This is a genomic window from Haloterrigena sp. H1, from assembly GCF_005938085.1.
GTDB lineage: Archaea > Halobacteriota > Halobacteria > Halobacteriales > Natrialbaceae > Natrinema.
This window is the reverse complement of sequence record NZ_SMZK01000004.1, coordinates 23,115-37,377: the sequence shown is the minus strand read 5'-3', so window position 1 is coordinate 37,377 and position 14,263 is coordinate 23,115. Positions and strand designations below refer to the sequence as shown.

13 protein-coding genes and 1 pseudogene are annotated in these 14,263 nt (G+C 55.9%); 10 read left to right on the top strand and 4 right to left on the bottom strand.

Features of this window, described 5'->3' with window-relative positions; translation table 11 throughout:
* The first annotated feature begins 777 nt into the window (after positions 1-777).
* The 3 genes from E2L06_RS19785 (at position 778) to E2L06_RS19775 (ending at position 3,374) form a co-directional block, all read left to right on the top strand.
* Positions 778-1,047, top strand: coding sequence for an ArsR family transcriptional regulator (locus E2L06_RS19785; RefSeq protein ID WP_138783267.1), 270 nt, complete (start codon positions 778-780; stop codon positions 1,045-1,047).
* A 456-nt stretch (positions 1,048-1,503) separates the two neighbouring features.
* Positions 1,504-2,847 (top strand): ISH6 family transposase, encoded by a 1,344-nt coding sequence (locus E2L06_RS19780; RefSeq protein ID WP_138781297.1) that lies wholly within the window; start codon positions 1,504-1,506, stop codon positions 2,845-2,847.
* A gap of 32 nt (positions 2,848-2,879) precedes the next feature.
* Positions 2,880-3,374 carry a hypothetical protein gene (locus E2L06_RS19775; RefSeq protein ID WP_394348756.1) on the top strand — a complete coding sequence of 165 codons (495 nt, stop codon included), beginning with the start codon at positions 2,880-2,882 and terminating at the stop codon, positions 3,372-3,374.
* A 99-nt stretch (positions 3,375-3,473) separates the two neighbouring features.
* Here E2L06_RS19775 and E2L06_RS19770 read toward each other — a convergent pair whose 3' ends face one another.
* Complete coding sequence (locus tag E2L06_RS19770; protein WP_138781228.1) at positions 3,474-4,289, bottom strand: IS5 family transposase; 816 nt, start codon at positions 4,287-4,289, stop codon at positions 3,474-3,476.
* A 196-nt stretch (positions 4,290-4,485) separates the two neighbouring features.
* On the opposite strand from E2L06_RS19770, the gene E2L06_RS19765 reads away from it, so the two are divergent.
* The 3 genes from E2L06_RS19765 (at position 4,486) to E2L06_RS19755 (ending at position 5,836) form a co-directional block, all read left to right on the top strand.
* Entirely contained in the window at positions 4,486-4,851 is a 366-nt protein-coding gene (locus tag E2L06_RS19765) for a hypothetical protein (protein WP_138783266.1), read from the top strand.
* A gap of 80 nt (positions 4,852-4,931) precedes the next feature.
* A complete protein-coding gene (locus E2L06_RS19760) occupies positions 4,932-5,483 on the top strand; it encodes an HD domain-containing protein (RefSeq protein ID WP_138783265.1) in 552 nt (183 codons plus the stop codon).
* A gap of 125 nt (positions 5,484-5,608) precedes the next feature.
* Positions 5,609-5,836 carry a hypothetical protein gene (locus E2L06_RS19755; protein ID WP_138783264.1) on the top strand — a complete coding sequence of 76 codons (228 nt, stop codon included), beginning with the start codon at positions 5,609-5,611 and terminating at the stop codon, positions 5,834-5,836.
* 91 nt (positions 5,837-5,927) lie between these two features.
* Here E2L06_RS19755 and E2L06_RS19750 read toward each other — a convergent pair whose 3' ends face one another.
* Positions 5,928-6,905: a hypothetical protein gene (locus E2L06_RS19750; protein WP_138783263.1), complete on the bottom strand. Its 978-nt coding sequence runs from the start codon at positions 6,903-6,905 to the stop codon at positions 5,928-5,930.
* Positions 6,906-7,099: 194 nt separating this feature from the next.
* Between E2L06_RS19750 and E2L06_RS19745 the strand changes: the two genes are divergently transcribed.
* The 3 genes and pseudogenes from E2L06_RS19745 (at position 7,100) to E2L06_RS19735 (ending at position 11,018) form a co-directional block, all read left to right on the top strand.
* Positions 7,100-9,409 (top strand): PAS domain S-box protein, encoded by a 2,310-nt coding sequence (locus E2L06_RS19745; protein WP_138783262.1) that lies wholly within the window; start codon positions 7,100-7,102, stop codon positions 9,407-9,409.
* Between the two features lie 90 nt (positions 9,410-9,499).
* A complete protein-coding gene (locus E2L06_RS22600) occupies positions 9,500-9,802 on the top strand; it encodes a hypothetical protein (protein ID WP_249361533.1) in 303 nt (100 codons plus the stop codon).
* 280 nt (positions 9,803-10,082) lie between these two features.
* A pseudogene (locus E2L06_RS19735) lies at positions 10,083-11,018 on the top strand (ArdC-like ssDNA-binding domain-containing protein).
* A gap of 201 nt (positions 11,019-11,219) precedes the next feature.
* On the opposite strand, the gene E2L06_RS19730 reads toward E2L06_RS19735, so the two are convergent.
* Both E2L06_RS19730 and E2L06_RS19725 read right to left on the bottom strand, forming a co-directional pair.
* Positions 11,220-11,765: a hypothetical protein gene (locus tag E2L06_RS19730; RefSeq protein WP_138783261.1), complete on the bottom strand. Its 546-nt coding sequence runs from the start codon at positions 11,763-11,765 to the stop codon at positions 11,220-11,222.
* A 5-nt stretch (positions 11,766-11,770) separates the two neighbouring features.
* Complete coding sequence (locus E2L06_RS19725) at positions 11,771-12,286, bottom strand: helix-turn-helix domain-containing protein (protein ID WP_138783260.1); 516 nt, start codon at positions 12,284-12,286, stop codon at positions 11,771-11,773.
* Positions 12,287-12,504: 218 nt separating this feature from the next.
* On the opposite strand from E2L06_RS19725, the gene E2L06_RS19720 reads away from it, so the two are divergent.
* Positions 12,505-14,238: an ATP-binding protein gene (locus E2L06_RS19720; RefSeq protein ID WP_138783259.1), complete on the top strand. Its 1,734-nt coding sequence runs from the start codon at positions 12,505-12,507 to the stop codon at positions 14,236-14,238.
* Positions 14,239-14,263: the final 25 nt, after the last annotated feature.

Sequence of the window (14,263 nt, the reverse complement as noted above, 5' to 3'; positions counted from 1 at the left end):
CCACAATTTTCACATACGGCTGCTGCCCGCTGGTTCTCGCTGTCTTCGGTCATCTCTACAGAACCTATTGCGTGTATTTGTGTTAACTATTGTCTAGGAGTGAAGAGAGTGAACGGAGAGATGATCAGTACACACGTGTACTTAGCGTGAACTCGGTGTCCGAGATCACAGACAGGGACGGCGGACGAGCTCGCGTTAGCGATAAGTACAGGCTGGTAGTACCGTGCTGGTTACTTCTTTATTGAGACTCCAATTTTCTTTTGGGATTGATTCCCAAATCAGAGAATGATGGAGTCTGTTCAACAGCTTCACCGCATTTTGGACACACGCCCATATCATTCTTTATATATGTTATCTTACAGTCAGAGCACGTATAGAGATCAGTAGAGGGACCATTGTCAGAATCTGGCCTTTGGCCCTCTGCTGAGGGCTCTGACTTATTAAAGAAGTCCACTATTTGACCGAGTAGACGTAACACGATATTCACACACGTTCAGAAGCAACAGCTTGTCTGATAAATTCGGCGTTCATTCTCACGGCGTGTTACAAAAGATCCCTTTCGGAACGAGCTACAAGTATCATACTTCTCCAAGAGAACGGCCAGCGGTGATATGCATCTGTAGTTACCGCGAGCGTGGTGTCCGAGAAGTACGACAGGGGCGGACGGACGATCTCGCGTTAGCGATAAGTACAGGGCACATAGGTATCGTTCGAATAGAAGTAGACCAATGCTTGTTGGAACCGCCCTTATTGCTTTTCTTCTTCTAACATAAGCTAATGGACGAGCTCTTCAGTGTACTAGCGAATGCTCAGCGTCGACGGATACTCAATGAGTTGCTTGCCACCTCATTGCAAACAGACGGCGGTGAAGAAATACTATATCCAGCGGAGGAGTTTCCAGAAGAACACCAGACTGAACTGTATCATAACCATCTTCCTCGACTATCAGAAGCTGGTTTCATCGATTGGAACCAAAATACAGGTTCAGTAACACGGGGCCCTCGATTTAACGAGATCAGTCCTCTTCTCGAGCGGATCAAGAACTGACCCTAGTTGAATATGTGCATTTTCTGCCATCGTTCAATACGAAGATCTACTTACCAGCTGATTCAGCCAAAGGGAGTTGAAATAAATCGCCTGTGAGTCTTTCTATGATACTCACCCAACCAGTGATCCGACTCGAGGCAGAGGTGTGAATTTCTGAAGGCACTCGCAGTCAATCCGAAGCTGTCGACGAGTCGAGCGACCTGATAATCGCTGTCGATGCTACTACCGGTTCGGATCGTTCTCCTCCGTGAGACAGGTGCGTTCCAGTAGTGATTTTGTGCGCCGGTGATGGGTGCCGGCGCTCTGAGCAGGATCAAGCAAATACCGACCAGAGCGGTGGCGCAGTGAGGTATCCAAGATGCATATGATTATTTGGTCGTGTCCCAAACTCGTCTAGAGTCGTAACTGACTCCTGTGGAAGCAGGGTCACCTCTGGTATCCAGCCCGAAGTGACCCATGCACGCCACAATTGACGCGCAGTTCACAGTTAGTCTCGACCAAGACAAAACGCTACCGCTTGCCACTCTCGCTGAATCTCTCACTGAGATTCAGCTTGAGGCCACTATCCTCGAGGAACTCGTTAGAAGCCTCGACGAGCGCCTCGTCGAGGCGTACTGTGGTGAGAAACATGCGCGCGGAAACGGCGACTGCCGTTTCCAGCGCGCTGGAACCTCCACACGAACCGCTGTGACAACCGCAGGAGAACACGAATTCACCCTCCATCACGTCAAAGACACTGCTGCTACCGACGGCGATCCGACCTATTTCCGTCCGCTCGAGGATCTTATCGACTTCGACGGCCAGCGCATCTATCAAGAGGATATCTCGCTCCAGGCTGCCGAACTTGCTACTTCGCTCAGCTATCGTGATGCCGTCGCCCACGGCGACGGCTTCACTCCCATGCCCTCGATCACGACGGTCAACCGCCGAGTCCGTGAATACGGCAGCAAGCTCGGTGACTTCGTTCGTGATCGGCTTCCTGGGACGAATGCAGACACTGTCGTTCCTGACGGAACGAAGTGTCATAGCCAGCAGGATCACTGCACCTACCATGATGTCAACGTCACCCTCGGGCAGACGGCCGAGGGTGACGACACAGAAACCACACTCTTAGACGTCAACGTCAACGAATCCTGGGATGAAACAGCAGAAGCCCTCGAAGAGACTGAGGCGGTCACTGACGACGCCACGGTCGTCAGTGACGCCGAAAAGGCACTCGTCGATGCGTTCGAGAGTGGTGACCGATCTCACCAGCTCGATCTCGTTCACGTTGGTCGAACGCTCGGGTACAAGCTCTGGAAAGACGATGCGTTTCCGCTCTCCGAGCGGAAAGCGATCGTCTCTGGCGTTACGGATGATCTGTTCCATCTGAAGAACTCTGTCGCACTCCATGCACCGAGGAATGAGCGTTTGGCGATCCGCGAGCGGATCGACCAAACGCTCGAGAATCTCGGGAAGGAAGCCTGGAGGTTAGAGCGTCAAGACTCCCCGAAAGCGACGGCGTACCTCCGGGAATGGGCAGAAGCAACCGTGACGTTCGCGGAACTCGCGCTTGATCAACAGCAGGTTCCGTGGACGTCAAACGTGGTCGAACGAGCCATGGGTGAAGTTTCGAAGCGGTGTAAGAATCAATGGATGCAGTGGTCAGAAGCAGGGTTAGAGTCGCTTCTCTGGTTGAACTTGGTGCAGTATGCCGATCCCGAGCAGTTCGCGGCGTTCGCCGACGAACTGCTCGAGCGATCAGCCAAAACAGCCATCACAATGGAGGTGTCAGTTGACGCTACCAGAGGCGAACTCTAGACGAGTTTGGGACGGGACCGATTATTTACGCATTGGTAGAGGCATCGACAGCAGAAGAAGCGCTTTCAACTGGACAGACGGTGTTCGATCGACTGGTTGGCGCAGAGCCGCATTCTTGTGCAGTGTTCGACTACTACGTCACCTTCGACGAAGAGGACACGACAGTGGCTGGAAAAGCACGGTGGGGCGACCTACCGACAGCTGCACCCGTTACGTCTGACGAAGGTGAAGAACTCCTCGAGCGGGCCTGGGAGACCACGTCGGAAACGTTCCAACGCAATCTGAATCGGGTGAAGCAAGCACTCGAGGAACACAACGATGACGAGATCATGCGCGATGAGGACCTCGCTCGGCACGCCTTCCAGCAGGTCGGTGCTTCCCGTGGCCCGTCGATCTGCTTGTATGCAGTGTTGAACGCAAGACGGCGCCACCATGGGAATTTTGACATTCACTTTTCCACCGGTAGCTACGCTCTATTGGTAGGTTCTGAGATCAGACGATTCGATTTCAGCCGACTTGTGCAGTGATCAAAACATCAGTTTCACAAGATGCTGCACGAAGTGTGAGATGGACGATGGCGATGCCTCTCTCGAATACGTCCGGAGAAGAGGAGCAGGCGGCGAGCCTTAACTCGCCGCCTGCGCGAGGTTATGGACGATGCACTTCCGTGTGAGCTCCCGGAACTGGCCATGCCAGCTCCGGGAGCGGATCTCGTCGCCGTCGTCCTTCAGCATCGCAAATACGGTCTCACTCATTGACCGTTGATTGTAGACTTCGTCGTCAATTCTGGCGTTGTGAGCCTTCTTGAGTGCGTTTTGCTCACAGTGTTTAATCACTGGTCGCGTTGACGCTTCACGACAGGCCTCCCGGAGATTGCTCCATGAGTACATCTTGTCAGCCAGAAGTGCCTGCAGGTCTTCGGCGTTGCGCCGAAAGACCTGCAGCCCAATGTGGCCGTCATAGGCTTTCTTTGTGGTGAAATGAGCGTCCATGATAGCAAGTGACTCCGTATCGACGAGCAGCGTTGTTTTCATCGCATTGAACGAGTAGCCGACACGATTTCGGTAGTGCGAACTAGCCTGATCTCGCTGGAAGCCGCTGGCATCGATCGAAGCAGTTCCCGAGAGCCCCGCCTGCTCCGCTGATCGGCGGAGCAGGCGGCGCAACTCTTTCATCGGGAATTCTCCGTCCCATACGCTGAAAGACGTGTAATCAGGTGATTTCTCAAGGCCGAACACAGCAAGGATTCCCGGCATCTCGTTCAGATAGTCCTCGAACTGCCGGAGCGGCTTGTTGACTTCCTCCTTGAGCAGGAGCAACGCGATCTTCGTGGATTTGTCGTACCCGTCGTCGCCGTCGGCGACGGCGGGTACGTCTGGCTCTTCTACGTGGGTCGTGGCAAACTCGTGAAACGTCTGTGCGAGGTTCCTGAGACGTCCCATATCGCCAGACGGCGTCCAAATCCCCTGAAATCAGCGATACAATCCGCAGAGGGCGGCGGCGTTCAACGGAGCATGCTTGTATGATCAGCACGCGACTGGGATCCGTCATCGCGGACACCTCGATCGCCTCCTCGAGGGGACTGATGAGCGCGAGACGTGCTGGATCGTGCCGGCAGACGTCCATTTCTGAGTACTCATGCCCCGAATCACCAACTGGACACGAGAGAGTCGAACACCCACGCTGGCATATCGAAACACCGAGACTGGAGCGCAAGCCGTCCTGCATCGTGCCCCGGACTCCTACGCGTACAAGTGGCGGGCAGCGATCCTCGTCGACGGCTATCCAGTGTGGTCGCAAGGCTTCGAGACAAAAGAGGCGACCAGCGTTCGGGATGCACTCCGGGACCGCCCAGCCCCCGAACTCGCTTGTCCTGAGTGTCCAAACGACGACGTCATCGTCGGCCAGAAATCTGCCACTGGCGCGAAGGTCCAGCGATGGTTCGACTGTCCTAACTGTGGCTACGAAGCCCCCTCGAAAATCGTCTATGGCGCAGAACACTAGCAGCAGGTGAGAGCGCAAGCTACGAAGTGAGCATCACTGCACGGCGGGTACTTTTAGTGGTCAATACTGATACCAGAGGCATGAGCGAGGATGTAGTCAGGGCCGCGTTTCCCGAACTCGAGGTGATCGAAGACGACGATCTTCGAGCGGGCGTTACCAGTGCGTGGGCAATGGCCATCGAAGAAAACGACATCGACGACCTCACCGAGGTACCGTGGCTACCCCCAACACAGCGTGCATTAGGGTTGGAGAACGAACGGCTGGTAAGCCACGTTCGGGACGTAACTGCCTGTGCCGTCACGCTCGCAGAGACGCTCCTCGAGCGGCGCGAGGTCACGCTCTCAGTGGATACGGTGGTTGCTGGTGCACTCATCCACGACGTGAGTAAACTCGCTGAATTCGACGGGATGACCGAGACGCCAGTCTACAATCTGCTCGGACATCCCTACTACGGAGTCTACGTCGTTGCAGCGGTGGGTCTGCCAGTTGAACTGGCACACATCGTGCTCTCCCATACGAGTCGAACGACGGTCGAGCCGGCGACGATCGAAGCGGAACTCATCAGGAGAGCCGACGAAGTTGCGGCAGCCGCTATCCGGTCACAGGCGACAGACGACCTTCGAACCGTATAACCGCTGCACCGAACGGTCGGCGCTTCCCCTGTACTTACCGTAGCAAGTCGTTATCTCTCACTTGCGGAAAGAGCCACAGAGCAATCCAGTTTTTTGTGCCTCAACAGGGGTAGAGGCAACAGCCAATGAGCGATACACCAGAGCAACCTCGAAACTCGAGCGAACTCTCACCAGCACAGCGGCTCGAGGCACCGAATACGCGGCTCATCGACGCCGGTATCGCAACGATCAACGATATGGACATGCTACGAGCCTGCATTGCCTACGAAAACCAACATCAGCAACGTGTCCCGATCCTCCACCAACTCGAGAAGCGGGCCAACGAACTCCGCTCACAGGACAAACGTGACTAACTCAACGCTCTTGCTAACAGATTACAGGACGTCCGGGCGGAACCCCGCCAACCCCTTACTCTGTGCGTGATGACGCGAAAGCCGTCACCAGTCATCCCTGTACCTCCGTCCCCGCCCGGAAGCTTGTGAGGTCGTCAATACGCTCTTCGAGTTCTTCGATTTCCTGTTGCAGTTCCTCGGCTTCTGTCTCCTCGCTAGCAGCAAGTCGATCCTTCAAGCCCTGGAGGCGCGACTCCTTGACATCGTTGTCGACCTCCGCCTTGCGAACGTACTCGCTCTCATCGATCTCGTAGACATCGGACTCAGTGAGCGTCGTCACCCCGAGTGCTTCGTCGACCTTCTGGCGATCAACGCTCATGACGCGCTCGCGGTCGATCCCTTCTGCCTCGAGCATCGAGAGGACGTCCTCATCGTCTTTGAGCGAGCGGTTACGGCGACTCGTGCGCTGGACGGAACCGTACTGACCGGCAACAGGACGGTCGTGATGGAGGCGTGAGAGAAGCACATCGGCGACCTCCTGGCGAAAGTCGTTGGCGTCACGCTGGACATCCGACAGCAGCGTGTAGAGGTTTACGAGGGTGGTCGTCTCCAACTCAGGCAGGTCAGTTACGTCGTGGCGCTCGAGCGCATCGATCAGTAGCAGCGCATCCGAGTAGATGTCCAGACCGTCGGGTTCGGTGCGGTCGTCGTCATCGATATCTGGTTCGTGTGCTGTGTTGGCCAGTTGGGTCGTCGTCGGTCCGTCTGTCTCGGCGATCACACCCGCGTCTTCGTCGATCTCGAACCGGGGATGAACACTCAACACCGCTGGATACGGGTCAGCATCTGGCGGCAGCCGATCGAGATCGAACCCATCGTGCGCGGTCTGTATCTGATGGTAGAGTGTCTCAAACTGCTCACGTTGGAGCGGACGCTTCTCGTTTGACTCATCAAACTGGATGATAATGCGGTGTTCCTGGATATCTGTGATGTGGATGCGAGAGTGCGACAACGGTGTGATCAGTGTCGCGTCCGCCGGCAGTTCATCCAGATGCTCGAGAAGTGTGTGCCAACTGACGCTGAATGGCATACATGGTAATTAGGTGCCGTCCGACTAAACCTTGCTCTCGGCGAGTGTCAGAGAACTCTCCAACTGGTTTGACCCACCGACTGCTGCGGTGACCTTATCCGTCGGTATCGCCAGTAACTGAAGTAGTGACCAGTTCACGATTGACGGACACACTTCGAGAGACCCTTGTTCTCTTCGAAGCGGGAGGGGCACCCATGACGACAACCGAGGTAGCCGAACAACTCAACCTCGGCCGCCAGAGTACCTACGAGCGTCTTGAACGACTCGTCGATCACGACCGGCTCGAAACCAAGAAAGTCGGGGGAAACGGACGCGTGTGGTGGCAGCCACCCATGAACGGACAAGCGTTCACGAAGGGGCGGGAAAGGGACGCGGTAGACAGCGATCTCGGCGGGGTCTTCGACCGAATCTCAAATAGCTTCTTCGCCCTCGACGAAGAATTCCGCTTTCGCTATCTGGACGACCACGCAGCAGACCTTCTGGGGCTGGATGAGGCCGGAATTGGTTCGGATATTCGTGACCAGAATATCACGGAGACGTTCGAGAGCGCACTGTACGAAGCTCTCGAAACACAAGAACTCCTGACCTTCGAAGACTATTATCCTCCGTTGGACAAGTGGCTCCACAACGCCATTTATCCCTCAGAGTCGGGCCTGTCAGTCTACACCCGCGACATCACCGAACGGAAGCGACGTGAACGAGAACTGGCCCGCTGCGAAGAGATCATCGAAACGAGTCCGATCGGCATCACGATCGTCGACAGTGATGGGAAGATGGAGTTCGCCAACGACCGAGCTGAGGATATATACGGGCGGAACAAAGAACAGATCAACGACCTCAGCTTTAACGATTCTGACTGGAACGAAGTCGACATCGACGGCGACCCCCTCCCGGATGACGAGAAGCCCTTTCCGCAAATTATGGAGTCCGGAGAACCGGTGTTTGATCATATCAGTGGCGTGTTTAGTTCGGCAGGAGAGCGCGTCTGGGTCTCCGTCAACGGATCGCCGGTCTACGACGGCCGCGGAGAGATCGACAGTGTTGTGTTCGCCATCGAAGACATCACCGACCAATTAGAGCGGGAACGAGAACTCGAACAGTACGAAACGATCGTCGAAACGGCTCACGATGGCATCTATGTTCTCGACGAGGAGCGGCGGTTCGAACTCGTCAACGAGTCGTTTGCCGATCTGACCCCATTTTCTCGAACAGAGTTACTGGGTCAACACGCCTCGATGGTGTTCGCCAACGAGTTCGCGTCAATCGAGTCCGAACAGTGGGAGAATGCGACGCCGGATGAACTCCCATTGTTCGAGGAGACGATAGAGGCTGGCCCGAACGAGACCCGAACGGTCGAGAACCGGTTCGTCCTGCTGGACGAAAGCGGTGATGAGAAGCGGGTCGGAGTAGTCCGGGATATCACTGAGCAAAAAGCGTACCAGCGCAAGCTGGAAGAGAGCGAGCAACGCTACCGTGCCCTGGCTGAGAATTTCCCCAACGGAATCGTCGCACTGTTCGACGAAGATTTCCAGTATATCGCGGCTGGCGGCGAACTCATCGACGAGATTGGGCTCGATCGAGAGAAAGCCATCGGGCAGTCGATCTACGAGCGGTATCCTGACGATTTAATCGACGAAGTCGAGCCGCATTTCAAAGCTGCACTCGAAGGCGAAGAGAACTCGTTTGAAGTCGAATACTACGGCCGAAACCTGCTGACGTATACTCTTCCCATCACAACCGTGGGCGACGATCGCCAGGGAATGCTTGTCATCCAGGACGTCACCGAACGCCGGGAGTATCAACGACAACTCGAAGAGTCGAACGAACGCCTCGAACAGTTCGCCTACGCAGCCTCTCATGACCTCCAAGAGCCGTTGCGAATGGTTACGAGCTACCTCCAATTAATCGAGGATCGGTACGGCGATGCGCTCGATGAAGACGGTGAAGAATTCCTCGAGTTCGCCGTCGACGGCGCCGAGCGAATGCGCGAGATGATCGACGGACTGCTCGAGTACTCGCGCATCGAAACGCGTGGCAATCCGTTCGAACCGGTCGACCTCGATGATGTCCTTGATCACGTTCGCGAAGATCTCCAAATGCGGATCGACGAGAGTAACGCTGAGATCACAACCGACGATCTCCCGTGTGTAGATGGCGACGCCAGCCAGTTGCGCCAGGTTTTCCAGAACCTGCTGAGTAATGCGATCGAGTACAGCGGGGACGAGCCGCCGCAGATCGACATTTCCGCCACGCGTGATGACGAATGTTGGATCATTTCAGTGCAGGATAACGGTATTGGGATCAATCCTGATGAACAGGAGCGTATCTTCGAGGTGTTCCAACGACTGCATACCTACGAGGAACACTCGGGGACGGGCATTGGCCTCGCGCTGTCTCGGCGGGTCGTCGAGCGCCACGGCGGCGAGATCTGGATCGACTCCGAACCCGGAGAGGGGTCGACGTTCTCGTTTACGCTTCCTGCAGTACAGAATCAGGATGGGTGACCCCGCTTCACGTATCGTTCCCTTTGTCCGAACTTGGATTGATTAGAGTTGTTCGACGAGGCGTATGACGGTGATGGCCTGCTGTATATCATGTATCAGCTCGAGGAACCTGCAGAGACTGCAACACCCGCTGATATCGTGCCTCAGTACATCGGCAAGGCAGAGGCGTACGGAAAGAAGCGAGAACTCAGTGCGAACTTCACAGAGATCGCCTACGAACGGGATGGGACGCGAAGCTTTGCGCGGTGGGGTGATGGAAACTACTGGCATATCAGCGAACTCTCACAGGCACTCGCTGGCGACGACGAACGCAAACAGCACTGGGTTGAAGCACTCTTTGAGCCCGATTCACGAACGTTATCTCAGCAGACGTATCTCTGGGTCCATGCCTGAAACAGTACAGAAGACAGCAGTCCATACGGAACACTCGCAACCCTTGCAGAGGTCGAACCACTGCTAATCGGGGCAGCGTACGATGCATACCCAGCGTCGCTCTTGAACAAGAGTGGAACGCCAGACGACGCGCCGATCAAAGTGGAGACCCCGGCGTCCGCTGACTGACGACTCTCCTGCTGCTCGAGTCCGGCGTATTTTTGAGACCCCCTGAGGGGTGGAGGTCTTCTCGAGTTCAGTTCAATTCGATCTGATTCGACTCGAGAAGCACTGATCAAACATGGCTACGAGCAGCAGCTCCCGGGAAACATTCGACGATTCGGACACCCGGCACGACGAGATGCACAGTACGATCGAAGCATGGATCCAGGACCTCGTCGACGAAGTCGATGACGCCGTCTCGAGCGAGCAGTTCAAACAGTGGTTGGACGTCCAGAGTCGCTTCCATGACTACTCGCACCGAAACACGCTGTTGATCAAACTCCAGTGTCCGCAGGCAACGCGCGTTGCCGGCTATCGAACATGGCAAAACGAGTTCGACCGGCACGTCAAAGAAGGAGAGACAGCGATCTGGATCTGGGCACCCATCATCGCGAAGCAATGTCCCGACTGTGGGAACTCGCCGTCGTATCACGAACGTAGAGACTGTGAGTACAACGAGACACCGCCGGACAGTTGGGAAAAGGGACTCGTAGGCTTTCGGCCAGCACCCGTCTTCGATATCTCACAGACTGACGGCGAGCCATTGCCCGACCTCGAGACCGAAGCAAGAGGTGACGCAGATGAGTTGGTTCCCGCGCTCCTCGGGGCAGCAGACACACTCAAGGTGGACGTAGAGGTAGTATGACCCCAGAACTGGTCGCATGGGAGTGCCAAGGGCATCAGTGAGTACCGCTCTCAAGAGCAGCCACGCGTCGCCGTCCGAGATCGTGAGAACGACGCTGACCTTGCTGTCACGCTCGTTCACGAGTACGCGCATGCGCTGTTACACAGTGGCGTCGACGACGAGGCTGAGCGATCGAAACGTGAACTCGAGGCCGAAGCGGTCGGTTACATCGTTGGACGGTACTTCGAGTTGGATACCAGTGGGTCAGCGTTCTACCTTGCCGCGTGGCACGGTGACGAACCGGAGACGATCCTCGACCGGCTTGAGAGGATCAGTTCGACCGCCCAGGAGATCATCGACATCGTCAGCGAGGTGATCGACGATGAGTGATCGACGCTGAAGCCCTCGAGGGGCTTGCAGACTCGACGGGCCCACAGACTGATACTGATCTCGAGATTCGATTCTCGATTGGTGAATTCCGTATACTGGTCACAGGATTCGATGTGACTGTCTCCAGAATATCATAGAGAAATGATGAATCACCTGTGCTTAAGAAAGAGGATATTCTTCTAGATACTCAACAGAATTGGATTATTCGAATTCAGGCACGAAGTCCTCATCGAGTTCCGGTGCAAGATCGCCACCAGTAAGCCAGGCCACTTGGTCGGCAGCGAACCCGTGCTTGGGAATCAACGCCTCTGTTGCTTCACCGAGTGGAATATCGTTTGTTACAACAGTGACCTGATCAGCCGTTCCGTCAATTAGCATCTGGAGTGATAATCCGATAATCTCCGTGTCAGCTTTTTCCACGATATCTTCTGGCCGATCGCTGGCAGTTGCGATGAATCTCCGTGACTGATCCATGATCTTCGAGACTTCCGATATCGAATAGGATGGGCTTTCGGTAACTTTCAGCCAGCCTTCGCGCAATGCTTCGTCGACAGCAAGATCACTTGATTCGTATCCATCGATCGCTGTCTCACCAGAGACTTCGGCATACACTTGCGGAGAAATTCGAAATACAACATCTCTCTGCTTGGCTTCGCGAGCTAGCGCTTGAAACCGTCCGCTTCCTCGCCGTCCACAACTGATGAGTACTGACGAGTCAAGAAAAACGATTTCTCTGTCGGCATCCATTCAAATCACTCCTCGACGACGGGGCGAAGTGCGTCCAGAATGATACCCGCTTCTAACGATGAGATTTCCTGCTCCCGGGCCATAATTCGATGAGTTACTGATCCCTCAGCATATTCCCGAGCATACTCGAGAGCGACCGCAAGCCCATCCAAGCCGTGGCGTTCGATGTACGTATCGATATCGTCATCTCTCTCGCGGCGTGCAATCGCCTCGATCAATGCTGACGTGATCTGCCGCTGAACATCATCCTGTACCAGTTGGAGATCGATCTCACGAGCGGCATATCGTGCCGGCCGTCCCTCATTCGACTGCTCAATGAACCCTGCAGATTCGAGATCGTTGATATAGTCGTAGGCAGTCCGCTGTGGGATCTCAAGAGAGTCGACGACGTCGTCGATCGTGGTGTCTGCGTTGTGACGAATGTAGGTATAGATCCACGCTTTCCGGGAGTTCCTGAGGAGTTCAAACGCTTCTCCTCCGGTATCGAGAGGCGTATTCCAATCTGCTCCTTTTGTAGACATCCTAATAGCGAATTGCACGCAGATCGCAATAAGCCTTTTCAGCAAATACTGATAGGACAAAACAGGCTGCCACTGTCTGGATCTATCTACAGGCAGGGCAGGCCGAGTGCCTCAGGGCTTGACCCCGTGGCGGTTCACCAATCCCAGCAGCAACCGCGACTAGCAAAAGCGCTCGAGTTCCGCCGTTCAGTTTCTGTGGTGCCACAGGGGTGAGCACCATGACAGATCATCCGACGTTATCGGAGTTCGCGACGAACCAAGCGACTGACTCGAGGCCGGCCAGTCAGCTATCGACTGACGAGACCGTGACGATGACGGCTGACGAGCGGGTTGCAACGTACCTCATCGAAGACCAAATGGCGGATCTCACAGACGCGATTCGCGAAGCGATCCAAAACGGCATCGACAGTCCTGGGTCATCCCGTGTGTTGGTCAGCATCTCACCTGAGCGATCGATCATCCTCGACGACGGGGCCGGCGTTGATCTCGAGTCGACCGAAGGGCGACGCAACCTCTCAGTGCTGGGTGCAGGAAGCAAGCAACGAGCAGACGACGAGACAATCGGCGAGTGGGGCATCGGTAAGGGTGCGATCATCGCAAAGGGAGCCGTTCGCATCTGGAGTCATGATACCGCACTGTGTTTCGATTATCGGGATCGACGCGATTCGGGACCGTGGGCAGACGTCAGCGGGCGCGATGGCCAGCTTGTGGACGCTGAGCATCACCTCGAAGGGATGCTCGTCGAGATCGATCACTACGAAGACGAAGTGCCGGACCCGGACAGCTACCGGTGGCGGCGCTACGTTCGCGATCTTCGCAAGCGCTTCGCGTACGTGCAATCCCGAACCGGCGTCTCGGTCGTGATCAATGGCGAGCCGGTCGACAACGGCGATCCACTCGAGGCAGTGGCTGACTCGCCACATCCGTCGCTTACTCGCGAAACCGACGATGCAATCCTCGCACTCGAATACACACCCCACGAGGGGCTCGATATATACAGTAATGGCCTGTACGTGACGACGAAACGCGAGTACGGACTCGGCGGGGTCGTCGTCTCAAAGGGAAATATGACGCTGAACTTTGCGCGCAACGATATCCAGTCCGGCTGTGACCGCTGGCAGCGAATCGACCATGCACTCGAGCAGGCACGTGACGATCTATACGCCGAGGTCTCGGACGACCGGCTGACTGCCGAGAGTCGAGAGGTGATGATCGAAGCGATGGCGTCCGAATCGTCGAACGAGCAGTGGGCCGATCGTAACCTGTTCCAGCTGGCAACCGAGTCCCGCATCAGCCTCGAGGAGATTCAAGCAGCCCCGAAGATTGGGTGGGCTGACGGAGCCCAGAAAGGGGCGGACAAGCTCGTCGAGCGTGGCTACGTCGTCCTCGATACGAGCGATGCAGCAACCCAACGGCTTCGCGATCTCGCCAATGACGAAGATACATCGATAGCGGTGCCGGAGACGTTTGACGTTGGCGAGCAAGCAGAGTCGGAGGGCGTCTGGACTGGCTATCATCGCGTCGAGGATGAATCGCAGTTGAACGCTGATCAGCAGCGCTATCTCCGCTTCGCACGAGTGCTCGTACGAGAACTTGGGATCGAGCGAGATGTGTACTACGGCGAGGCGAGTGCCGATGCCTGGACCGACGGCAGGACATACATCGTGATTACCGACTCGGCGGTGACGAGCCGCCAGCGTGCGGTCTGGATGCACGACCTGTATCTCGTGATGTTGCACGAAGCCGCTCACGGAACCTCAAGTCGGGATCGGCCCTCGCATGGGCATCACTTCGAGAGTACGTATCGGTCGCTCGTTGAGGATACGGGTAATCGACGTTCGTTCGCGGAGCTTGTCCAGCAGGTCGTCGACGAGGGATTCGAGTCTGTGTTCGACGAGTATGAGGTAGATATCCAGCAGAGCGAAGCCGTCGCCTCTAGCCAATTTCGATAATGGGGCGGCGAGGTGGAAGACCGAC

What these genes read in the sequence shown, in the direction of transcription:
- E2L06_RS19755 (WP_138783264.1), top strand. Translation starts at nt 5,609, where the DNA reads ATGAGCGATACACCAGAGCAACCTCGAAACTCGAGCGAACTCTCACCA.
- E2L06_RS19730 (WP_138783261.1), bottom strand. Translation starts at nt 11,765, where the DNA reads ATGGATGCCGACAGAGAAATCGTTTTTCTTGACTCGTCAGTACTCATC.
- E2L06_RS19765 (WP_138783266.1), top strand. Translation starts at nt 4,486, where the DNA reads ATGCCCCGAATCACCAACTGGACACGAGAGAGTCGAACACCCACGCTG.
- E2L06_RS19750 (WP_138783263.1), bottom strand. Translation starts at nt 6,905, where the DNA reads ATGCCATTCAGCGTCAGTTGGCACACACTTCTCGAGCATCTGGATGAA.
- E2L06_RS19720 (WP_138783259.1), top strand. Translation starts at nt 12,505, where the DNA reads ATGACAGATCATCCGACGTTATCGGAGTTCGCGACGAACCAAGCGACT.
- E2L06_RS19780 (WP_138781297.1), top strand. Translation starts at nt 1,504, where the DNA reads ATGCACGCCACAATTGACGCGCAGTTCACAGTTAGTCTCGACCAAGAC.
- E2L06_RS19770 (WP_138781228.1), bottom strand. Translation starts at nt 4,289, where the DNA reads ATGGGACGTCTCAGGAACCTCGCACAGACGTTTCACGAGTTTGCCACG.
- E2L06_RS19745 (WP_138783262.1), top strand. Translation starts at nt 7,100, where the DNA reads ATGACGACAACCGAGGTAGCCGAACAACTCAACCTCGGCCGCCAGAGT.
- E2L06_RS19760 (WP_138783265.1), top strand. Translation starts at nt 4,932, where the DNA reads ATGAGCGAGGATGTAGTCAGGGCCGCGTTTCCCGAACTCGAGGTGATC.
- E2L06_RS19785 (WP_138783267.1), top strand. Translation starts at nt 778, where the DNA reads ATGGACGAGCTCTTCAGTGTACTAGCGAATGCTCAGCGTCGACGGATA.
- E2L06_RS19725 (WP_138783260.1), bottom strand. Translation starts at nt 12,286, where the DNA reads ATGTCTACAAAAGGAGCAGATTGGAATACGCCTCTCGATACCGGAGGA.
- E2L06_RS22600 (WP_249361533.1), top strand. Translation starts at nt 9,500, where the DNA reads ATGTATCAGCTCGAGGAACCTGCAGAGACTGCAACACCCGCTGATATC.